Annotated in this window: 21 protein-coding genes; 7 read left to right on the top strand and 14 right to left on the bottom strand. The window is 71.8% G+C overall.

The window, feature by feature from the left end; all coding sequences use genetic code 11:
* Positions 1-90 precede the first annotated feature (90 nt).
* The gene (gene zapE / locus ACWGI6_RS16085; protein WP_453268077.1) at positions 91-1,209 is read right to left on the bottom strand and encodes a cell division protein ZapE; all 1,119 of its coding nucleotides are present in this window, start codon (positions 1,207-1,209) and stop codon (positions 91-93) included.
* Positions 1,210-1,276: 67 nt separating this feature from the next.
* Here zapE and ACWGI6_RS16080 point away from each other — a divergent pair, with 67 nt between their 5' ends.
* Both ACWGI6_RS16080 and ACWGI6_RS16075 read left to right on the top strand, forming a co-directional pair.
* A complete protein-coding gene (locus ACWGI6_RS16080) occupies positions 1,277-2,101 on the top strand; it encodes a pyrimidine reductase family protein (protein ID WP_453268076.1) in 825 nt (274 codons plus the stop codon).
* Between the two features lie 157 nt (positions 2,102-2,258).
* Complete coding sequence (locus ACWGI6_RS16075) at positions 2,259-2,738, top strand: indole-3-glycerol phosphate synthase (protein WP_393903991.1); 480 nt, start codon at positions 2,259-2,261, stop codon at positions 2,736-2,738.
* Positions 2,739-2,770: 32 nt separating this feature from the next.
* Here ACWGI6_RS16075 and ACWGI6_RS16070 read toward each other — a convergent pair whose 3' ends face one another.
* Positions 2,771-3,457: an ABC transporter ATP-binding protein gene (locus tag ACWGI6_RS16070; RefSeq protein WP_453268075.1), complete on the bottom strand. Its 687-nt coding sequence runs from the start codon at positions 3,455-3,457 to the stop codon at positions 2,771-2,773.
* A complete protein-coding gene (locus tag ACWGI6_RS16065; RefSeq protein WP_453268074.1) occupies positions 3,454-4,575 on the bottom strand; it encodes an ABC transporter permease in 1,122 nt (373 codons plus the stop codon). Before ACWGI6_RS16065 ends, ACWGI6_RS16070 begins: the two co-directional genes overlap by 4 nt.
* A 185-nt stretch (positions 4,576-4,760) precedes the next feature.
* Here ACWGI6_RS16065 and ACWGI6_RS16060 point away from each other — a divergent pair, with 185 nt between their 5' ends.
* The 4 genes from ACWGI6_RS16060 to msrB all read left to right on the top strand — a co-directional run bounded on the left by ACWGI6_RS16060 (position 4,761) and on the right by msrB (position 8,586).
* Positions 4,761-6,002, top strand: coding sequence for a sensor histidine kinase (locus ACWGI6_RS16060; RefSeq protein ID WP_453268073.1), 1,242 nt, complete (start codon positions 4,761-4,763; stop codon positions 6,000-6,002).
* Positions 5,999-6,640 (top strand): response regulator, encoded by a 642-nt coding sequence (locus ACWGI6_RS16055; protein ID WP_453268072.1) that lies wholly within the window; start codon positions 5,999-6,001, stop codon positions 6,638-6,640. The genes ACWGI6_RS16060 and ACWGI6_RS16055 overlap by 4 nt, the downstream gene beginning before the upstream one ends.
* A 125-nt stretch (positions 6,641-6,765) precedes the next feature.
* Positions 6,766-8,163 carry a UDP-N-acetylmuramate--L-alanine ligase gene (gene murC, locus ACWGI6_RS16050; RefSeq protein ID WP_453268071.1) on the top strand — a complete coding sequence of 466 codons (1,398 nt, stop codon included), beginning with the start codon at positions 6,766-6,768 and terminating at the stop codon, positions 8,161-8,163.
* A 15-nt stretch (positions 8,164-8,178) separates the two neighbouring features.
* Entirely contained in the window at positions 8,179-8,586 is a 408-nt protein-coding gene (gene msrB, locus ACWGI6_RS16045; protein ID WP_453268070.1) for a peptide-methionine (R)-S-oxide reductase MsrB, read from the top strand.
* A gap of 76 nt (positions 8,587-8,662) precedes the next feature.
* On the opposite strand, the gene ACWGI6_RS16040 is transcribed toward msrB, so the two are convergent.
* From ACWGI6_RS16040 to ACWGI6_RS15990, 11 genes are all read right to left on the bottom strand, one after another.
* On the bottom strand, positions 8,663-9,076 hold the full coding sequence (locus tag ACWGI6_RS16040) for a hypothetical protein (RefSeq protein WP_453268069.1): 414 nt from the start codon (positions 9,074-9,076) through the stop codon (positions 8,663-8,665).
* A 621-nt stretch (positions 9,077-9,697) separates the two neighbouring features.
* On the bottom strand, positions 9,698-10,123 hold the full coding sequence (locus tag ACWGI6_RS16035) for a hypothetical protein (protein ID WP_453268068.1): 426 nt from the start codon (positions 10,121-10,123) through the stop codon (positions 9,698-9,700).
* Entirely contained in the window at positions 10,120-10,830 is a 711-nt protein-coding gene (locus tag ACWGI6_RS16030; protein ID WP_393903722.1) for a vWA domain-containing protein, read from the bottom strand. The genes ACWGI6_RS16035 and ACWGI6_RS16030 overlap by 4 nt, the downstream gene beginning before the upstream one ends.
* Positions 10,831-10,852: 22 nt before the next feature.
* Positions 10,853-12,034 (bottom strand): protein kinase domain-containing protein, encoded by a 1,182-nt coding sequence (locus ACWGI6_RS16025; protein ID WP_453268067.1) that lies wholly within the window; start codon positions 12,032-12,034, stop codon positions 10,853-10,855.
* Entirely contained in the window at positions 12,031-12,984 is a 954-nt protein-coding gene (locus tag ACWGI6_RS16020; RefSeq protein WP_453268066.1) for a PP2C family protein-serine/threonine phosphatase, read from the bottom strand. The genes ACWGI6_RS16025 and ACWGI6_RS16020 overlap by 4 nt, the downstream gene beginning before the upstream one ends.
* A gap of 173 nt (positions 12,985-13,157) precedes the next feature.
* Positions 13,158-14,300, bottom strand: a complete 1,143-nt coding sequence (locus tag ACWGI6_RS16015; protein WP_453268065.1) for a hypothetical protein — start codon at positions 14,298-14,300, stop codon at positions 13,158-13,160.
* 75 nt (positions 14,301-14,375) lie between these two features.
* On the bottom strand, positions 14,376-16,613 hold the full coding sequence (locus tag ACWGI6_RS16010; RefSeq protein ID WP_453268064.1) for a hypothetical protein: 2,238 nt from the start codon (positions 16,611-16,613) through the stop codon (positions 14,376-14,378).
* A 32-nt stretch (positions 16,614-16,645) separates the two neighbouring features.
* Entirely contained in the window at positions 16,646-17,041 is a 396-nt protein-coding gene (locus ACWGI6_RS16005) for a hypothetical protein (RefSeq protein ID WP_453268063.1), read from the bottom strand.
* A gap of 268 nt (positions 17,042-17,309) precedes the next feature.
* Positions 17,310-17,969 carry a 4'-phosphopantetheinyl transferase family protein gene (locus ACWGI6_RS16000; RefSeq protein ID WP_453268062.1) on the bottom strand — a complete coding sequence of 220 codons (660 nt, stop codon included), beginning with the start codon at positions 17,967-17,969 and terminating at the stop codon, positions 17,310-17,312.
* On the bottom strand, positions 17,966-18,919 hold the full coding sequence (locus ACWGI6_RS15995) for a metallophosphoesterase family protein (RefSeq protein WP_453268083.1): 954 nt from the start codon (positions 18,917-18,919) through the stop codon (positions 17,966-17,968). Before ACWGI6_RS15995 ends, ACWGI6_RS16000 begins: the two co-directional genes overlap by 4 nt.
* 62 nt (positions 18,920-18,981) lie before the next feature.
* Positions 18,982-20,595 carry a PucR family transcriptional regulator gene (locus ACWGI6_RS15990; RefSeq protein WP_453268061.1) on the bottom strand — a complete coding sequence of 538 codons (1,614 nt, stop codon included), beginning with the start codon at positions 20,593-20,595 and terminating at the stop codon, positions 18,982-18,984.
* Positions 20,596-20,814: 219 nt separating this feature from the next.
* Between ACWGI6_RS15990 and ACWGI6_RS15985 the strand changes: the two genes are divergently transcribed.
* Positions 20,815-21,348, top strand: coding sequence for a type 1 glutamine amidotransferase domain-containing protein (locus ACWGI6_RS15985; RefSeq protein ID WP_453268060.1), 534 nt, complete (start codon positions 20,815-20,817; stop codon positions 21,346-21,348).
* Position 21,349: the final 1 nt, after the last annotated feature.

Below are 21,349 nucleotides of genomic sequence, written 5' to 3'. Positions count from 1 at the left end.
GCCGACGCTCCGCGTCGACTCCCTCCTCCGCCTTGCGATCGCACGAACCAGACCCCGCTCCCTGATCCGCCCTGATCCAAACGACACGCCCTAGGCGGCGCCCTCGACCAGCGGCTTGGCGTCGCGCGCCAGTGCCGTCAGCCGGGAGATCGCCCGGAAGTACTTCTTGCGGTATCCGCCGCGCAGCATCTCCTCGCTGAACAGCTCGTCGAAGGCCTTGCCGGAGGTCAGCACCGGTACCTCACGGTCGTAGAGCCGGTCCGCGAGAACGACCAGGCGCAGCGCCGTGGACTGGTCGGGCACCGCCTGGACGTCCGTGAGGCAGACCGCCTCGATGCCGTCGCACATCGCGCCGTAGCGGCTGGGGTGCACCTTGGACAGATGCTCCAGCAGGGAGGGGAAGTCGTCGAGCGAGGCGCCGGGCGTGTGGTAGGCGGTGCGGGTGACGGTCTCGTCGTCGTACGGGGCGGGCGCCTCGGGCAGGCCGCGGTGGCGGTAGTCCTCACCGTCGATCCGCAGCGGACGGAAGTGGGCGCTCAGGCCCTGGATCTCCCGCAGGAAGTCGGCCGCGGCGAACCGGCCCTCGCCCAGCTTGCCGGGCAGCGTGTTGGAGGTGGCGGCCAGCGCCACACCGGCGTCCACCAGCTTGCCGAGCAGGGTGGAGACCAGCACCGTGTCACCGGGATCGTCCAGCTCGAACTCGTCGATGCACAGCAGCTTGTGCTCGCCGAGGGTGCGCACGGTCTGCTGGAAGCCGAGCGCGCCGACGAGGTTGGTCAGCTCGACGAAGGTGCCGAAGGCCTTGCGCTCGGACGGGGCAGGGGTGGCGTGCCAGAGGGAGGCGAGCAGATGCGTCTTGCCGACGCCGTAGCCGCCGTCCAGATAGACGCCGCGCGGGCCCTGGGGAGCCGCGGGCTTCCTGGCGAACCAGCGCCGCTTGCCCGAGCTCGCCCGCCCGGCGTCGATGCTCTCCGCGAAGTCGCTCAGGACCTGGACGGCCTCGGCCTGGCTGGGCTGCTTCGGGTCCGGGAGGTAGGTGTCGAAGCGGGCGCCCTGGAAACGCGGCGGCGGCACCATCTCGGCCACCAGGCGGTCGGCCGGGACCTGCGGGGCGCGGGCGGTGAGCGCGGCGGGCGCAGCGTCGTCACCGTCGGCCGGCGGTCCGGCTATCGGGTCGGGCTGCGGGGAAGAGTGCTGGGAAGGCGACACAGCCGTCCAGCCTATCTCGTGTGCGGTGGCCGCCGGTCCGGTGAGCGAGGCATGTCACACTGCCGCCATGCGACGCCTGTTCCCCCTCTTCGCCCCCTCCGCCGCGGCCCCTGACGCCGAGAACACCGTGGTGGGGGCGCTCGACCCCGTGGACCGCGAGTGGACGCTGGACGAGCTGGCCGAGGCCTATGCGTACCCGGCGGCGGACGATCCGGTGCGCTCGGGGCGCACCGGCTGGTTGCGCGCGAACATGGTGTCCTCCGTGGACGGCGCGGCCCACCACGAGGGCCGCTCGCAGCCGCTCTCCAGCGACGCCGATATGCGGATCTTCGGGGTGCTGCGGGGGCTCGCGGATGCGGTGGTGGTGGGTGCGGAGACGGTGCGGCAGGAGGGTTACCGGCCGGCCCGCGCCAGGGAGGCGTTCGCCGCCCGCCGGGCCGCCGCCGGCCAGGGCCCGGCCCCCGCCATCGCCGTGGTGAGCGCCGGCCTCGGGCTGGACTTCAGCCTGCCGCTGTTCACCGAGCCGCTGGTTCCCACCCTGCTGCTGACCGGCGCGGGCGCGCCGGCGGACCGGGTGACGAAGGCCCGTGCCGCGGGCGTCGAGGTGCTGTTCGCCGGTGAGGGGCAGGGCGTCGATCCGGCCCGGGTGGCCGGGGTGCTGGCCGGGCAGGGCCACACCCGGCTGCTCACGGAGGGCGGGCCGATGCTGCTGGGGCAGTTCGCGGCGGCCGGCGCGCTGGACGAGCTGTGTCTGTCGCTGGCTCCGGTGGTCGCCGTGGGCGATGCGCCGAGGATCATGAACGGCCCCGCCGTTCCGGTGCCGGAGCGGTTCGCCCTGGCGTCGGTATTGGAGGAGGCCGGGTTCCTCTTCACTCGCTACCGTCGGTCCTGACAATCGGCGGAATTACCTGTTCCGCTTAGCTTCCGTTGGGCACACTAAAAGCCAACAGGTCCCGCACGGCGACGGGGCAGGATGGTGTCTGTCGGGCTCCGTGCCATGCGGTGCCCCGAAGAGAAGAAGGGCGTCCGTCGTGTTCACGAGCGTATTGATGATCGAGAAGCCACTGACGCCCGCCGATGTGGAGTTTGTGACCACCCTGCACGGCGATGACCGGATCTCGTTCGTCGTGCTCATGCAGCCTCGCGGCAAGCAGGATGTTCTGCTAAGGGCCATCGACGATGTCGCCCTCGGTGAGTTCGACGACGCCGTAAGGGAGGGCGAGGAGCCCGGCGGCGCCCGGTCGGAGGCCCCCGCCGAGCTCGCCCTGGCCCACACGCTGCAGGCGCTGCGCGACACCGGCGCGCAGGCCGTCGGACAGGTGGTCGAGGACCATCCGCTCGACCTGCTGCGGTCCGTCGTCGACGAGACCACGGCGGACGAGGTGATCGTGCTGACCACCCCGCACTTCGTGGAGGAGTTCTTCCACCGCGACTGGGCCTCCCGTGCCCGCCACAAGGTCGGTGTCCCGGTCCTCAAGCTCTTCTCGCATGCGGCGGACGACCAGCCCCAGGGGACCGCCGGAGGCTGAGCGGCCCACCGCCGCCGGTCCCGTCCGTGCGGTCAGGGGCGGGCGACGGGCCGCGGGCGGAGCCGGCCGTCCCGCACCTCGGCGACCGCGTCCGCCGCGTCCAGATGCGCAGGGTCGTGGGTGACCAGCACCGTCGCGGTGGCGCGCTCGCGGGTGAGGGTGCGCAGCAGTGCGAGCACCGCGGCGCCCCGCTCCTGGTCCAGGGCGCTGGTCGGCTCGTCCACCAGCAGCACCGCGGGCTCGTTCATCAGGGCCCGCGCGATGTTGATCCGCTGCCGCTGGCCGCCCGACAGCTGATGCGGCCGCCGGCCGGCCTGGCCCTCCAGGCCCACCGCTGCCAGCAGCTCCCGCGCCCGCGCCCGCGCCTTACGGGCCGGCCGGCCGTCCAGATGGGCCATCACCTGCAGCTGTTCGGCGGCGGTCAGCGACGGCAGCAGATTCGGCTGCTGGAAGACCGTACCGATGCTGGTGCGGCGCAGCGTCGTCAGCGCGGCGCGGCCGAGCCCCGCGGTGTCCGTGCCGTCGATCACCACCCGTCCGCGGTCCGGGCCGATCAGCGTGGCGGCGACCGCGAGCAAGCTGGACTTGCCGGAGCCGGACGGGCCGATCACCGCGGTCAGACATCCGGGGGGCACGGTCAGCGAGACCTCGTCCAGTGCGGTCAGCCGGGCATCGCCGTCGGGGTAGGTGAGGGTGACATCGGTCAGTTCGAGGCTCATCGGGCACTTCCCAGGGCGGTCAGCGGGTCCACGGACGTGATGCGGCGGACGGCGAGCGCGGCGCCGGCGGCACCCAGCGCGATCATGATCAGGGCGGGGACCAGCACGGTGGACGGGGCGAGCACGAAGGGCACCGTGCCGCCGATCCCGGCGCCCACCGCGGCCGCCACGGCGGTGCCCAGACCGGTCCCGGTCACCAGCAGGGCGACGGCCTGGCCGAGCGCGTCCCGCAGCAGAGCGCGGGTCGAGGCGCCCAGCGCCTTCAGCACGGCGACATCGCCGCCGCGCTGGATCGTCCACACCGTGAAGAACGCCCCGATGACCAGCGCGGAGATGGCGAACAGAAAGCCGCGCATCAGCTGCAGGGAACCGTTCTCGGCGGCGAACGAGCCGATGGCCTGCAAGGCGTCGCCGGTGCCCACCGTCCGCGTGCCGAGCGCCTTGTCGGCGGCCGGCAGCCCGGCCGCCGACGAGGTGGAGAGGGCGAGCACGGTCGCGCCCACGGAGCCGCCGGATGTGCCGTCCTTCCCGGAGGCGGAGCGCTCACCGGCGGCCGGTCCGGGGCCGCCCGCCAGCCGCCGCCAGTCCTCCAGCGACGTCCAGATCACCGGCGTATGGCTGTACATCGCCGCGCCCGACACCGCCGCGACCCGGAACGTACGGCCGCCCAGCGTCAGCGTGCCCCCGGCCCGCACCCCGAGCGAGGCGGCGGCCTTCCCGGACAGCACCACCGCACCGTCACCCACCCGCCCCGGCGCCGTCCCCGACCCCGGCCGCACCCCGAACGCCGACACCGCGGCGGTCCGGCCGCCCGCCTGGGCCTTCGTCGTCGCGATGCCCAGCGGGTCGGCGCGCCGTACGCCCGGCACCCGCGCCCAGGCCCGTACGGTCCGCTCCGTCAGCCGCGAATCGGCGAAGGTGACGCCCCTGCCGTCGGCGGGCGCCGAGAACACCAGATGGTCGGCGGGCAGCGCGGTGATCGCGGAGGTGTTCTCCCGGCCCAGGCCCGCCGTCAGGCCCGACAGCAGACCCACCAGCATCGTGATCAGCACGATGACGGTGCCCATCAGGGCGAACCGCCCCTTGGCGAATCTCAGGTCCCTCCAGGCGACGAACACAAGCGATGCCCTCCTCGGATCCGGGTGCCGGACTCCACTGCCCGGCGGCCGGCCCCCACCGTCGCTCCCCGGGCGGGTCGCGGACATCGCGCCGGGGAACGGTCCGCCGGGATCGAAAGGTGTGCCCCGCGGTCAACCCTTTGGTTGATGCCGCAGGTGGGGCGGGCACCTAGCCTGAGGGGGCCGTGACCGAAGAAGCCGTGACCGCTCACTCCCTCACCCCCGTCCTGCGGGTCCTGCGCAGCTGCCTGCATCTGATGGTGGCCGCGCTGCTCGCGCTCGCCGCCGTACGCGCCCTCGCCGCGCACGCCCCGAACGCCCCGGCCGTGATCACCACCGCGGCGGCACTGGGCGCCGTGTACGCCATCGGCCCCAGGCTGCCGCGTCTGCGCGGCTCCACCGGCGCCGCCGCCCTCTGGCTCGCCGCCGTCGCCCTGATCTGGCTGGTGCTGCTCGCCCTCACCCAGGACGGGGTCTGGCTGGCCTTCCCGTTGTTCTTCGTCCAGCTGCATCTGCTGCCGCTCCGCGCGGCACTGCCCGCCGTCGCGGCCACCACCGTCTTCGCCGTCGCCGGATTCGGCCTGCACACCCACACCCTCGGTGTCGGCACGGTGCTCGGCCCCGCCCTGGGCGCCGCCGTCGCGGTCGCCGTCGTCCTCGGCTACCAGGCCCTCTACCGGGAGAGCGAACAGCGCCGCCGGCTCATCGAGGAACTCACCGCCGCCCGCAGCGAACTGGCCGCCGCGGAACACGCCGCCGGCGTGCTCGCCGAACGCGAGCGGCTGGCCCGCGAGATCCACGACACCCTCGCGCAGGGCCTGTCCAGCATCCAGCTGCTGCTGCGGGCCGCCGAGCGCGCCCTGCCGCAGCGGCCCGGCACCGCCCTCGGCCATGTCCGGCAGGCCCGCACCGCCGCCGTCGGCAACCTCGCCGAGGCGCGCCGCTTCGTGCGTGCGCTGAGCCCGCCCGACCTGGAGACCGGATCGCTGCCCGCCGCCCTGGAGCGGCTCTGCGCCACCACGGCCCGTACCTCCGGTCTCGCCGTGCACTGCCAGGTCTCCGGTGCGCCCACCACGCTCCCCACCGCGCACGAGGTCGCCCTGCTGCGCATCGCCCAGTCCGCGCTCGCCAACACCGTGCGGCACGCCGGTGCCGGACGGGCCGAGCTGACCCTCAGCTACATGGACACCGAGGTCGCGCTGGACGTCGTCGACGACGGCGCGGGCTTCGTCCCCGCCGAGGTGCCGGCCCCCGGCTCCGCCGCGGCCGCCGGCACCGGCTTCGGCCTCGCCGCGATGCGTGCCCGGGCCCGCGCCCTCCGGGGCACCCTCGCCGTCGAGTCCGCCCCCGGAGAAGGCACCGCCGTCGCCGTCACCCTCCCCTGCCCCGCCGCCGCGCCCGACGCCATCCCGGAGGCCGCCCCGTGACCGCGACGGACACCCCCATCCGGCTGCTGCTCGCCGATGACCACCCCGTCGTACGCGCCGGACTGCGCGCCGTCCTGGAGACCGAGGAGGACTTCGAGATCGTCGCCGACGTCCCCACCGCCGAGCAGGCCGTCGACCTCGCCGCGCGGCTCGCGGCCGACGTGGTCCTCATGGACCTCCAGTTCGGCGGCCGGATGCTCGGCCCCCAGGCCACCGCGGCGATCACTGCCCGCCCCGGCGCCCCACGCGTCCTCGTCCTGACCACGTACGACACCGACGTCGACATCCTCGCCGCCATCGAGGCCGGCGCCACCGGCTACCTCCTCAAGGACGCTCCGCCGGAGGAGCTGGCCGCCGCGGTACGCACCGCCGCCGCCGGGAAGTCCGCGCTCGCCCCCACCGTCGCGCTGCGCCTCATGGACCGGATGCGCACCCCCGCCACCGCGCTCTCCCGCCGGGAGACCGAGGTCCTCCAGCTCGTCGCCGACGGTCTGTCGAACGCGGCGATCAGCAAACAGCTCTTCCTCAGCCAGGCGACCGTCAAGTCCCACCTCGTCCACATCTACTCCAAGCTGGGCGTGGACTCCCGTACCTCCGCGGTCGCCGCCGCCACCGCACAGGGCCTGATCCGCCGCTGAACGCCGCGCGCCGGGCCGGTCCTCGCAGCCTGCCGGGGTCCACGGACCGGCACTGTCGGTGCCGGGTGCGAGAATCATGGACAGCACCACCGCTCGCGATGATCGACGATCAGGGAGACCCACCCATGGCACCCGCCATCCCAGCCTCGATGGACCGGCCGCACTTCATCGGCATCGGCGGAGCCGGTATGTCGGGCATCGCCAAGATCCTCGCGCAGCGCGGCGCCCAGGTGGCGGGCAGCGACGCGAAGGACTCCGCGACCGCCCAGGCCCTGCGCGCCCTCGGTGTGACGGTCCACATCGGCCACGCCGCCGGTCATCTGGCCGCCGACGCCACCAGCGTCGTCGTCTCCTCCGCGATCCGCCCGGACAACCCCGAGCTGGCCGCCGCCCACGAGCGCGGCATCCCGGTCGTGCACCGCTCCGACGCGCTCGCCTCCCTCATGGACGGCCTGCGCCCCATCGCCGTCGCCGGCACCCACGGCAAGACGACGACGACCTCCATGCTCGCCGTCTCCCTCGGCGCCCTCGGCCTCAAGCCGTCCTACGCCATCGGCGGCGACCTCGACGCCCCGGGATCCAACGCCGCGCACGGCTCCGGCGAGATCTTCGTCGCCGAGGCCGACGAGAGCGACCGCAGCTTCCACAAGTACGCCCCCGAGGTCGCGATCATCCTCAACGTGGAGCTGGACCACCACGCCAACTACGCCTCGATGGACGAGATCTACGAGTCCTTCGAGACCTTCGTCGGCCGCATCCGCCCCGGCGGCACCCTGGTCATCGCCGCCGACCAGCCCGGCGCCCGCGAGCTGACCGCCAAGATCTCCGGCCGCCACGACATCGAGGTCGTCACCTACGGCGAGTCCCCGGACGCCGACGTGCGCATCCTCAAGGTCAACCCCCGCGGCCTGACCAGCGATGTCACCGTCACCCTCACCAGCGGCAAGATCCTCACCTTCACGGTCTCCGTCCCGGGCCGGCACTACGCCCACAACGCCGTCGCCGCCCTGGCCGCCGGCGTCGCCCTGGACCTCCCGCCGCACAACCTCGCCTCCGCGCTCGGCAAGTACACCGGCGTCAAGCGCCGCCTCCAGCTCAAGGGCGAGGCGGCCGGGGTGCAGGTCATCGACTCCTACGCCCACCACCCCACGGAGATGGCCGCCGACCTGGAAGCCATCCGCGGCGCCGCCGAGGGCTCCCGGGTGCTGGTCGTCTTCCAGCCGCACCTCTTCTCCCGCACCCAGGAGCTGGGCACCGAGATGGGCCAGGCGCTCGCCCTCGCCGACGCCTCCGTCGTGCTGGACATCTACCCGGCCCGCGAGGACCCGATCCCGGGCGTCAGCAGCGCCCTGATCATCGACGCCGCGCGCACCGCCGGCGCCGATGTCACCCCCGAAAGCGACCAGGCCGCCGTCCCGGACGTCATCGCCGGAATGGCGAAGCCCGGTGACCTTGTTCTCACCATGGGCGCGGGCGATGTGACCGACCTCGGCCCCGCCATCCTGTCCCGCCTGGGCAGCTAGCTGAGGAGGACCCAGATGCCGTACGAGATCGACAAGCCCGACGAGCAGTGGCGCGCCGAGCTGACCCCCGCGGAGTACCAGGTACTCCGCCAGGCCGGCACCGAGCCCGCCTTCGTCGGTGAGTACACCGACACCAAGACCGAGGGCGTCTACTCCTGCCGCGCCTGCGGCGCCGAGCTCTTCCGCTCCGACACCAAATTCGCCAGCCACTGCGGCTGGCCGTCCTTCTACGACCCCAAGGACTCCGACGCCGTCGAACTCATCGAGGACCGCGGCCACGGCATGGTCCGCACCGAAGTCCGCTGCGCCCGCTGCGGCTCCCACCTGGGCCACGTCTTCGAGGGCGAGGGCTACCCGACCCCCACGGACCAGCGGTACTGCATCAACAGCATCTCGCTGCGGCTGACGGCTGACGAGGGCTGACGCGGGGGAGGACGGGCGGGGCCGGGTGCGACGACCGGCCCGGCACGTCCCCCGTCGGCCCACTTCGGCCGGCGGCCTAAGAGGGTGACGACACGGGCGTGAGCTTCTCCTGGCCGATGCGTCGGCCCGACTGGTAGATCGTCACGACTCCGTCGTGGATGCGGTAGCGGTACGGGTCGTTGTGTGCCTCGTATCCATCCGGCGTCTTTTTCGCGGGCATGGCGATTCCGCGCTCCCGGTGATCACTGAACTCTCCGTAGTAGAAGAGCTTGTCGTCCTCGGTGCGGCAGAGAATGATCGATTTGTTCTTCGTGCGGAACGCCTTCACCAATGCGGCGCCGTCACCACCCGGCAGCACCGAAGCGATCCGCTCGGGGCACGAGGGAGGACCGCTCTTGGCGGATGACGCTCCGGGCCCGCTCATACCGCTGGAGAGCGCGTCGCAAGCCTTGCTCAGTAGGGGAAAGGCGATGAGGAGCAGGACTCCCAAGACGCACCCCGTGCCCTTGCCCCGGGACTTCGGAGCCTTGTAAACGGGTGGCCGGTAGCCAGGCGCGGTGGTCCAGGGCGGAGGCGGCGGGACGGGCGGTGGCGCCATACCGGGTGGGGGAGCCGGGGCGGTGGGGGTGTAGCCGTGCGCTGCCGCCGACGGGTAGAAGACTTCTCCTCCTGCAGCCCGGGGCGGGGCGCTCCGTCCGCCGGTGCTGGTGCTCTTGCGGGGTGGCGACGTACGGGGGGTGTCCGTACCGCTCCTCGGCCGGGACGTCGACGTGCTCTTCCGGGCACCGGCAGACCCCGTGCCGGACGGCTTGGCGGTGGTCTTCTTGGTGGCCGTCTTCTTGGCCGACGGCCGCTTGGGCGCGGCCTTCTTCGCCGCCTTCCATCCTGTCCCGCACACGATGCAGGACAGATCGCTTCGGTCGTTGTTCGTGTCGCATTGACGGCATTGCCAATCGGCCGACGGCCGGGCGGCTCCCGGCCGCTTGGCCGCCGGCGCAACGCCTCGCTCTGTCTCGCAGGCCTCGCACGCCTTCAGATCGGGATCGTTGTACGTATCGCATGCCGTACACCGCCAGTTCGCCCCCGACACCCCTCTCCCTTCCCCCGGCGCCTAGGACGCCGGTTCTGCTTCGATCCGGTGGAACACCTCGGCGTAGAGCTCCTCTGCAGGAGCACCCGCAGGGGAGACGAGCCAGTCCTGGCCGGCGGAGGGGACTCGGGTCAGCGGCTCCTCTTCCGCCTCCTCCGATGTCACGTTCCTGATCCCGTACTCGCGCTCGAGAGCCGCCACGAACTGCTGTGCCCGCGCGGCCAATTCGGGCGGGACATCTGCCAATGCCACGACGGTGCCACCGGATTCCTGATTTTCCCGCCGGAGCTGGAATACGAGCTGTTGGCTGCCGTCCTGCCCGCGCGGCCTGAACCTCACCGCGACACAGCGGTCGATGAATACCTCCAGCCAGGCGAAGCCCCGCCAGCTGAATTTGAGAATTCCTTCGGCTACGCTCAGCTCAAAACCCGGCAGCTCCAGGTTCACAGGCTGTTCGCAATGGTCTCGATGATCTCGTCCATCTCGAATTCCTCAAGTCCTTCACCCGCCTTGGACTCGAAGTGCAGCGTCAGGTCCCACTCCTCGGCGATGGGGTCCGACCACGGGCTGCTCTCGGGCGCGAAGAGCACCAGCCGCTTCGCCGACTGCTCCATCACCGCGCTCTGGCTGCGCGCATAGCCCCACTGCTCGAAGAGTTCGTCCATGCTGCGCGGAATCGAGGAGGGGTACGACTGCGCCGAGGCACCGGCCGTGCCCAGCGGGTGGGCAGGCGCGTCGGTGAACATCACGACCACGTGCCGCCTTCGGTCGAGCCCCCTCTCCCAGGGCGAGTTGATGGCGAGAGCCAGTGCTTCGAGGCCGGACTCCGGGATGTCGCCGCCGCCTGCGGCATCGATTCCCCGGACGAAGGCCTCGAAGGCGTCGGACTGCGCGGGCAACTGGAGGAAGTCCGTCTGCTCGATGGCATTGGACGGATCGTCGCCGAAGTCACGGAAGGCGATGACCTTCAGCCTGAGCTGACTGATCGCCTTGCCCTTTTTCGCCATGACGTCATGGAGACGGTCATGGAACTGCAGCGAACTGGACTTCACCGAGTCGAGGACGGGGAACATGCTGGCGGTCGCATCGATGCACAGCACGATGTCGACCGCGTACTGAAGGTTCCCCTGATACTGCTCGACGTTCGCGTTCATGTGGTGCCTCCTTGGACTGGCGTTACGGCTTGCGGCGATCGCCCAGGTTGATCCGCACCCTGGACGTCCTTCGCGCGGGGGACTCGGGCTCCTTCGGCGGCGTCGGAGCCGCCGTGGGTTCGGGGCCGGAAGCGGCTGCCGGAGCGGGCCCGGGCGCGCCGGTGGTGGGACGCGAGCTCCTGCCGCCCGTGAGGTTGGCGCGGATGCGGCTGGTGCGTGGTGCCGCATCGTCCGGTTCCGTGCTCGTTGTCGCGGCGCCCGTACTTGCCGGCTTCGGATCCATCGGTCCCGAGGTACCGGGCCGCCGGTGCTGGAGTGCACAGACCTGAGGGTCCTTGAGCGCTTTCAGATAGGTGGCCATCCGGGGCCGGCGCCCCGGTTCCCGTGTCGTCATGGCCCGGATCAGACCGCGCATGGAATCCGACAGGCGCGTGTCGATCGTCAGCTCGTCGCCCGCGTTGACCGCGTCCGCCGGGGAGCCGTACTGCTCGGCGTGCCCGGGTGTCGCACCCGTCAGGTAGTAGTGCGTCATCAGCCCGAGAGCGAAGATGTCCACCGCCGTCGTGAGGTGCTCGGGCCGGACGGCTCCTTCCTCCTGTACGTAGTTCCGCCACTCCGGTGCGCCGTAGAGGGAGTCCCCGGCGATGTCCTGGGGCCCCGGCGGAATACGGGACACATAGGCGTCATCGAAGTCGATCAGCTTCGCCGTGTGGAAGGCCACGCCCTCCCGCTTCTGCACCAGCACGTTCAGCGGCTTGAGATCACCGTGCACCACATCGATGTCGTGCAGTTGCTGCAGGCTCATCCCCAGGGTCTTGAGCAGCACCGCTTTCTGGCGGGGCTCCAGTGCCTGCGGCTTCTCCAGCGTAGAGGTGTCGATCCGCTCGGTGACCTTGTAGTACGTGCTGCCCTCGTGGAAGAAGTCCTTGGCGAGGACGAGATTGCCGCCGCCCCGGGCATCGGGGCGCAGCCGCTTCATGATGGTGCGGTGCCGGTTCTCGAACTCCTCGCACACCTCCAGGCGGATACGCCGGCTGGCCGCGCTCGCCGTGGAGCCCTCGCGAGGCCGTTTGGGCTCCAGGAAGCGCTTCAAAAAGAACTGCTGGCCGTCCTTCTCCGCGAAGGCCCACATACACTTGCCGCCATTGGCATTGGTCGGCTCGCTGATGATGCGGTAGCCCGCGATCACATCCCCGTTCTTCATGCCTGCTCCTCCGGCAGCGGTGGAAGGAACGTCTCGTAGGCGGCGCGGTAGGTGCGCCAGGTCTCGTCCTGCCAGCCGCGGATTCTCTCCGTCTGATCGGTGCCCTGGGGCCTCCCGCGTGCGTAGCGTTCGCGCACGGCGACATACCGGTCCGCAAAGGCATCGCGGAGGTGTGTCACGTCTTGATAGCCGAGTGCGATCAGGGCCATGGAGGCGTCGTCCGCGGTGTAGCCCTGTACCTCACGACGGATCAGGTCGGCCCATTCGTGCTCGTTGTTCGCCTGCATCAGGGTGCTGAGCAGTACGTACTCGAACTCTGCCGGTGTATGGACGTATCCGAAGAAGCCGTCGGTGGCCGCCAGAAACACACAGGGAAGCTGGAACGACATGCGCTGGACCTCCACCACGAATTCCCGGTCCGCGCAGATGGAGTTGGTCATCGGCGGATCCGAGCGCAGCAGTTCGAGCGCGTCGCTCTCGTGGGTATGGTCGCGCGTGAGTACGCGTAGCCCGGCGCCGGGCTGCAGAGTGTAGGCGCGGGAGTCTCCGGCCCAGAGCGCCTGCCACTCGATGGACCGGTCCTCGTGCATCTGGTACTGCACGGCCGCGAGTGTGGTGGGCAGTCGGCGACGCATCGTCCCCACGATCTTGCTGCGCCGCTGCGGTGCCTTGGACAGGAAGTACTTGAGGTACTGGGTGAGTTGTTCGGGCGTATCCGCCTGACCGCGCTCGACGACATCGTGGAACCAGCAGTCGGCAGCCAGCCGGGCCACTCGCGAACCGACCCATGCGCCGGTCCGGGTCTCTCCGTCCGGCGCCTGCCACGCGGGCGAGGAGCCCGCGCCACCGGATCCGTCGAAGACCGCGAGCATGCCCTGCTGCGTCCCGAAGTGATGGGCGACGAAGGGTTCGGCATCTTCGCCGCGTCCGGGAACACGCTCGGTCCACACGACGAGCGACTGAAGACCCGTCGTCCCGTGGTGCCACATCATCTGCGGTGGCGCCGGCCGGTTCTCCTGCACGGAGTCGCGTGGCGGCCCGGCATCATCCGGTGACGGTGAGGCTGCGCCCACGGAACCGTCCGCGGGACGTGGCGGAGGCCCTGCCATGCTCCTGGGTGTCGTCATCGTCGTTCACCCCCGCCCCTGCCGGTGCCGCCGCCCGGTCGCTTGGCGGTGCCACGCACCCGGCTCACGCGCTCCGTCGGTGCCGAGTCCGAGGGCGCCGAACCGGACGAGGGCGGGGCGGCGGACTCGTGCGCGGTGTGTCGCGGGGGGACCGGTTCGTCCTCCGGGGGCGCGGTGTCACGACGCGGTGGTACCACCTCGCCGCGCAGGGCGCCGCGGCTCGGGGACTCATCCTCCTCGCGCCGTTCGGGCTCCGGGCGCTCGGACCTCGTGCCGGCGGCGAGGGCTCCCCTGAGCCGCCCGCGGCGCACTCCGCCGAACGGTCCCTCACCGTCGCCGAGCACGTCCTCGACCACGGCCCGCTCGAGCTCGGTCTGCTCGAAGGGTTCGCGGTGGGCGTCACCGCGCTCCAGCACCATCCGCATGGCTTGGAGACGTGCCTCCCGCTTCTCGGTCTCGCCCTTCTCGATCCAGGCGAGTGCGGCGCGCGGCCCTTCCCTTTCCATGATCTCGGCGATGATTCCTTCGACGCCATCGTCCCGGATCATGTCCAGGTGGCGCGTGCGGCGCATCCCGTCCAGCCGGGTCTCCCGTACGACGTCACGGAACTCACGGCCGCTGGCAGCGATCTCGTCCTCGTCCACCAGCAGTTCGACATGCGTGTTGCGCAGCCGTACGGCGGAATCACCGGTGAAGTCGCGGACCGCACGGTTCAGTGCCTCCTCCGCCTCGTGGAACTCCCCGATGTCGTACTCACGCGATACCCGGCGCAGCACCCTGCGGAGGTGGCCGTACAGCGCGCCGCTCATGTCCCGGATGCCGCGTGCCACGACCTCGGCGGGGTCGGCGACCCGGCACACCACGTCCACCCGGCTGCGGAAGGAGAACGTGGCATCCCTGCTGAGCAGCGCGATGTCCAGGATGAGCCGGTGCTCGGTCAGGTCCACCGTGAAGACGCTCTGGTAGGTGCCGAAGCGGGCATCGGGAATTTCCTCGCCGGGACGCACCGTCAGCGCGACACCGCTGTCCGGTACCAGCACCAGTGCCCTCCCCGGGGCGGGCGGCCGCAGCGGATTCAACAAGCGCCACCGGGGCACCGTCTGGCTGTCCAGCACGGGGTCGTAGGTCAGCTCCTCCACCGTTCTCCTCCGCTGCGTTGTGCGGGTCGCCCTGTACGTGATCGAGGGCCCCCTGCGATCTGCGCCCGCGATCGGTCACGCCGCCCGTTCCACGGCGCGGCGCAGAGCCGCGGCGTGGCGAGAGGGCCGCTCCCGGTCGTTCGCCCACTTCTCCAGCCACCACAGGAGCCGTTCACGGTGCTTGCCGGGCCGGTGTGAGATGTCCACCAGCAGGTCACGGATCTCGTCCAGGGAACCGGGGCAGCGGTCGGCGTAGTCGTCGATCCACCTGTGGAGCGCCTCAAGGGCCGTGTCCTGGACCGGTTTGCGGGCCAGCGCCCGCGCCCACAGCTCAGCGAGCCGCGTGCGTTGGGCGGGCAGCAGGCTGAGCAGCAGGGGCACCCCGGCCACGGCGCCGTCCACGGTCCCGGTGGCGTTCCGTGCGGTCTCCTCGTACGGGTGGGAGGCCGCGAAGACGAACGCCGACAGTGTCTTGACCACCATGGGCGAGAGATCTTGCGGGGCGGACCAGTCGAGGTACGCCTCCAGCACATGACCGGCCCGGCCTTGGTGGAGAAGGTGCACACCACCCCATGCGACGGGCGTGAGGGTGCCCCAGTCGTCCTTGCGGTCGAGGGCGTCGTGCAGCACGTCCAGTGCGCGCTCGGGTGTGGCCCTGCCGAGCAGGCCGGCGACGGCATTGGCCGCCGTGCCGGCCAGCCTGCGTTCGTACGCGGAGGACCCCCCGCGCGCCCAGGCATGCAGCAGGTTCCAGACCGGCTCGGCCGCTTCCGGCCTGCTGCCGGCCAGGCCGAGTGCGGTCGCCGCGGCCTGCCGTACCGGCCAAGAGGTGCTGCCCGCCCAGCTCTTCAGGAAGCGGTGCACTGCGTAGTCGTGATCGGCCCAGGCCAGTACGCCGGCAGCGACAGCGGCCCGCGCCCGCACCTCGAGGTCGGCATGGGTGAGTAGGCGGCGCAGCCAGGCGAGTACGGCCTCACGGCGCCCGTCGAGGGTCGTCCAGGCGTAGGCGAGCACCACCTGCCGCAGCAGTGAGCTGCGGAACCGTACGCGCGGAGGTCCCGCCGGCGCACTCCGCCCCGTGAAGGTCAGCTCGATCCAGGGCTGTTCATATCCGAGGCGGTCGCGAAAGCGGACATCCGGTGGCGCGTCGCCGGCGGGGGCGAGGGCGTTGCGCAGCGCCATGGCGGCATCCGAGACCGTGAGGTAGCTGCTGTCCTCCAGCACGGCTGCGGCCAGGGCGAATCCGATGGCCTCCGGCTCATGGTGGAGGCTGAACCATGCGTGTACCTGGTCGCTCGGGTCCCGCAATGCGGCGACCTCGGCCATCAGATCTCCCTCAGCCGTGATGACCGAGGCCAGCCGGGCGGCGTGCCGGGCAGAGGGGCGCTCGCGCAGGGCGGTTGTCGCACCGGTCGTGTCGAGCAGGGCGTGCAGCTCTTCTTCCTTCCCGGGCTCGGGGCCGTGCCCGAGTACCCGGCGTTTCACCAGAGCCACCGGGTCGACACCGGACAGGTGATGCCAGGCCACCCCATCGGTGCCGGAGGCGGCGACGGCGAGTTCATGACCGCCGACCAGCACCAGATGACTCCGTGCGGCCCGGAGCCCGGCCACGGCTGCGGCCAGTCCGCGGAGAGTGGCCGGCCCGAACGCTTCGGAGCCCGCCGGGCCGTCGTCGAGAACGGCGAGGAAGCCGCTGTTCTTGGCAGGCGGCTCCCAGCCAGGTGCGGCGATCATCGTCGGGTCGAGGACGCGGTGACAAGCACCGCCGCTCGTGCCGCTGATGGCCATCGCCTCCGCGAGGAGATTCACGGCGGCTGCTTCGCGACCGCTGCCCGGCGGCCCGGTCAAGACCAGAAGGTGGCGTTCGCGCAGGAGGTCCAGCGCTTCGTCGTACGAGTCGGGATGGATGTACAGCTCGGTGTATTCGGAGAGTTCGGCGTCATCGAGGGCGATCGTGGCGGGTCCGCCCGACGCCCGGGCTCCGCTGCGGCCCCCGGTGACGAAGCCGCCACCGAAACTGACGGAATCATTGAAGAGAGCCAGCGTGCCGATCCGGGTTCCGGCGGCGTCGGCGTTGAGGCGCTCGGCGATGAGGTCGGCGATGGCGCCCGCACGCACCGCCTCGGAGCGCTCGGTATCGTCATGGCCTCCGCCGTTCACCAGGGAATGCAGCGCCTGCGATTCGCTGACCGGGCCGTCGCTCTCCTCGTCGTGCCGTTCGGGCGCGGAGGGTGCGCGGTCGTGTGCGGGGTCTGAGGTGTCGCCCGTCCCGGCGCCGTGCGGAGCGTCGCCCGCCGGTGCTTCCTCACTCATGAAGTCGAACTTTCGTGCCGGCCCGGATGGCTTCAGGAGATGTTCCAGTCGCCCTGGATCTCGACCTTTTCGTTGAATACCTGGGCGTTCTTGATCAGGGCCGCGTTCACCTGTGCCGTGCCGCCGTGGGCCGCCACCGCCTCATCGACCTGTCGGCGGATATCGGACTCGAAGTCGCGGTCACGGAGCATGTGGGCCAGCAGCAGGCGCTGCAACTGTTCCTGTGCCGCGGTGTCATCCGGGCTCTGCTCCACCCGGTCGAGTGCGTCCACCGCCTCGCCGTCGCCCCGGAAGCGGGCACGCACCCGCTCGATCAGCCTCGCGCCGCCGCTCCATCCGGAGCGGCCGGCTTCCTGGCCGGCAGACTCCAACGCACCCTTGACCACCAGCGCGACCGCGGCGGCTGCGGCAGCAGTGACCGGATCCATGTTTCCCCCCTTGCACCCACGGATTTCCGCCAACGCTAGCTGTCCCGGGTGCCGTTGTCGCATCCTGCTGGAGAATGTCCGGAAGTTGCTCTACTGCGAGGTCAATGGCACTGTTCTCGTGGGGTTCCCGTCCGTCTCGCCGCAGTTTGTTCCTCCACTTTCGGCCACTACGGGTGATGTGTTGACGGAGAGAGGGAAGGGCATCTTCCGGACGGTCCGGCCGCGCGCGCTGTTCAGGGGTGAGGACCCGCCGCACCCCTCTCACGCCTCACCGCCTCACCACGATCCCCGTCACCACCAACCCCGCCCCCACGAGCCACCGGCCGCTGAATTCGGTGAGTTCCGTGCCGTCGACCACGGGTCCCGGGACGAGGAGGCGGGCGGTGAAGGTGGCGTTCGACGGGTCGAGGGTGAGGAGGGCCTCCTCGAAGTCGAGCCAGCGGTGGGTGAGGGGGTACCACGCCTTGTAGACGGACTCCTTTGCGCTGAACAGCAGGCGGTCCCAGCAGATGTCGGGCTGTGCGGCGGCCAGTCGGCGCAGCTGGGCGCGCTCCTCGGGGAGGGTGATGAGGTCGACCACGCCGGGGTCGTTCACGGGCAGGTGGGGTTCGGCGTCCAGGCCGACCGTCCGTACGTCGGCCGAGCGGGCCACGGCGGCGGCGCGGTAGCCGGCGCAGTGCGTCATGGCGCCGACGATGCCCGGCGGCCACTGCGGCTCCCGGCCGGGGCCGGGGAGCAGGGGCGCGGGGGCGATGCCCAGTTCGGCCAGGGCGCTGCGGGCGCAGCCGCGTACGGTGCCGAACTCCTTCTGGCGCTGGGGCACGGCGTCGGAGACCAGCGCCCACTCCTCGGGAAACATCTCGGACACCGGGGCGTCGTGGAAGGCCTCGGCGGTGACGACGGGGGCCGGCAGCAGCTTGTCGATCATGCGGGGGTCCCCGTGGTTCCGGCGGCGACGGTGGCCGGCGCGGGCAGGATCTGCACCGGGCGGCCGGGTGCGGAGGCGCGGCGCTGCCACTCCCGGGGATAGCCGAGCGAGACCTCCTGGTGGGGTACGCCGTCGCAGATCAGCAGCCGCGGGATGTGGAGATGGCCGTAGACCACCGCGGCGGCACGGAACCGGTGCGGCCAGTCGGCGGTCGCCTCCGTACCGCACCACAGCGCGAAATCCGGGTACCACAGGGGCCGGGTCGGCTCGCGCACGACCGGCCAGTGGTTGACGAGCACCGTGGGCAACTCCTCCGGCAGGGCGGCGAGTCTGGCCTCGGTGGCGGCCACCCGTGCCCGGCACCACGCCTCCCGCGACGGGTACGGGTCCGGGTGCAGGAAGTGCTCGTCGGTGCACACCACTCCGGCCTTCTCGGCCCGGGCGAGCGCCTCTTCCTTGGACGCCGCCCCCGGCTGCCGGAAGGTGTAGTCGTAGAGGAGGAAGAGCGGTGCGATGACGGCCGGGCCGCCGGCGCCCTCCCAGACGGGATAGGGGTCCTCGGGGGTGAGGACGCCCAACTCCCGGCAGATCTCCACCAGATGCTCATAGCGCGCCACGCCGCGCAGCTGCACCGGGTCGTGGTCCGGCGTCCACAGCTCGTGATTGCCGGGCACCCAGACCACCTTGGCGAACCGGCTGCTGAGCAGGGTGAGCGCCCAGCGGATGTCGGAGACGCATTCGCCGACGTCGCCGGCGACCAGCAGCCAGTCCTCGTCGGACTCCGGTCTTAACCCCTCGACGATGTCGCGGTTCTCCCGGTAGCGGACGTGCAGATCGCTGACGGCCACCAAGGTGCCGCGCCCGCCGCCGCGCGGGGAACCGGGAGCGGACGCGGGCGTGGGGGCGGGGCCGGCGGCGCCGGGCGTGAGGGTGCGGATCTCGTAGGTCACCATCGAAGTAAAGACGGTGCTGGGGAGAGAGTGAAGGGCGGCCCGGCAGGCAGGGCGTCATGTCACCGGCCTGGCGGTGGGGGAGCCGGCCGGCCGCCGGGGCCGGTGGCGGGAGCGCCGCCGCGGCGGATGCGGGTGGCCAGCCAGAGGTCGAAGCGGTCGTCGGGGTCGTCGAGGCGGCGGCCGGTGAGGTCCATGGCCTTGTCGAGGCGGTTGCGTACGGTGTGCCGGTGGACGCCGAGGTGCCGGCTGGTGGCGTCCCAGGCGCCGCCGGTCTCCAGCCAGGCCGCGAGGGTGGCGATCAGCTCCTCGCCGTTGTCCGCGAGATCGAGCGGGCCGAGCACGGTGTCGGCGTACCCGTGCAGCGTGCTGCGGTCGCCCAGGTCGAGCAGCAGCCGGCTGGCCTGGCTCTGCCGGGCCTCCGCGGGCTCGCCGCCCGACCGGCTGACGGCGAGCAGTCCGGCCGCCTGGCGCAGGGACACCCGTACCGCTTCGGGAGCGGTGGCCGGGCCGATGCCGGCCGGGCAGCGCGGGGCGAAGCGGGCGAGCACTTCGTGGATGTCCAGCTCCTCGCCCACCACCGCCTCGATGACCGCGCCCGGCGCCCCGTCCACGACCCTGACCAGGCCGCCGGGCATCGCCAGCGCCAGATCGGCGGCCATCTCCTGCGCGGCGCCGTCCGCCGCCCCGGCCCCGGATTCCGAGGGACCGGCTGTCGTACGGCCCCCCGGGGCACCTGCCGCCTCCACCACGACCCCCCGCACCCGCTCGGCCGTCAGTCCGACCGAGTGCAGCATGTCCCGGGCCCGGTCGGCGGACGGATCCTCGTCGGCCAGCAGCTCCGACAGCAGCGCCGACCGGCGGCGGCGCTCGGGCTCATCGCGGAGATGGCGGCGCTCCAGCTCCAGGGAGAGCAGCGAGACCAGGCCGGGTACGACCGAACGGGCGGCGTCGTCCGGCCGGCCGGTGAGCAGCAGCAGCCCGCGCAGCCGCCGCGCGCCCAGCGGCTGCACCTCCAGCTGCTGCCCCGCGGCCGTGCTGGACGCGCTGCCGCGCAGTCCGCGCGCGGCAACCCGTTCGAGCAGATCGTGCGCCTGCGCCGGCAGGGTCCGCCGCTCGCGCTCGCTCGTGGCGAGCAGCCGCCCGAGCGGGTCGAGCACCGCAGCGCCCACGCCGGTGGCGGCCGTCCACTCCGACAGCATCGGCCGCAGCCCGTCGCCGGTCGCCGCGGCCGTCAGCCGGCGCTGGGTCGCGAACGCCCGGTGCAGCAGCTCGCGCTGTTCGTCGGCCCGTGCGTCGAAGACCGCCTTGGTGACGGCGATGAACGGCACCTCGTCCGGCACCGTCAGCAGCGGCAGGCCGGCCTCCTCGGCCGCCCTCACCAGCGGCTCCGGCGCCTCCTGGTACGGCAGTCCCTGCCCCAGCCCGAGCGCCAGACAGGCCGCCCCGCCCTCGGCCGCGTCCCGGACGTACGCCCGGCAGGCGGCCGGCTCCATCGGCAGCAACAGGCCGATGGTCATGAGGAGTTCGCCGCCCTGCAGCCACTTGCCCGGCGTCGGCAGATCCGAGACCGTCGCCGCTTCGATGGTGCGGGCCAGCTGCTGCGGCGGCACGTCGTAGGTGACCGACAGCCGGAGATCGGGCCGGGCCAGCAGGTCGGAGAGATGCAGGGGCATGGACACAGTGTCCACCACCTGTCGATGGAGTGGACGATCGGGCGAGCGGGACAGGCGGTGGGCCGTGGGCCCTGCGGCGGCTGCGAGTGCGCTGTTCCGGCCGGTCCACGGGGCCGGGTTCTGCGGATGAACGAAAGCGCTTCGGCCCGTTATGGTCGAGAGGTGTGGGAGTGGGGCTCTTCCTCACTTCTCGACCCGATGAAGGGACGTGAGCGCACTATGCAGACGGCATTTCTGGTGGCCACCGAGGGCATCGAAGAGGTCGAGCTGACCCGGCCGTGGCAGGCGGTGACCGACGCGAGCGGCGGCCCGACGCTGGTCTCCACCCGCGCGGGAAAGGTGCAGGCGTTCCACCACCTCGACAAGGCGGACACCTTCCCCGTCGATCTGACGGTGGACGAGGCAACCGTGGCGGACTTCGACGGACTGGTGCTGCCGGGCGGGGTGGCCAACCCGGACGCACTGCGTCTGGACGAGCGGGCCGTCGCGTTCGTCAAGGCGTTCTTCGACGCCGGGAAGCCGGTGGCGGCCATCTGCCACGCACCGTGGACGCTCATCGAGGCCGATGTGGTGCGCGGCCGCACGCTGACCTCCTGGCCGAGCCTGCGGACCGACCTCCGCAACGCGGGCGCCACCTGGGTCGACGAACAGGTCAAGATCTGCACCAGCGGACCGAACACCCTGATCACCAGCCGGAAGCCGGCCGATCTGGAGGCCTTCTGCGCGGCGTTCATCTCGGAGTTCTCGCACTGAG

The sequence above is a fragment of the Streptomyces sp. NPDC054786 genome (genome assembly GCF_053611685.1).
This window is presented reverse-complemented; position numbering and strand designations above follow the sequence as displayed.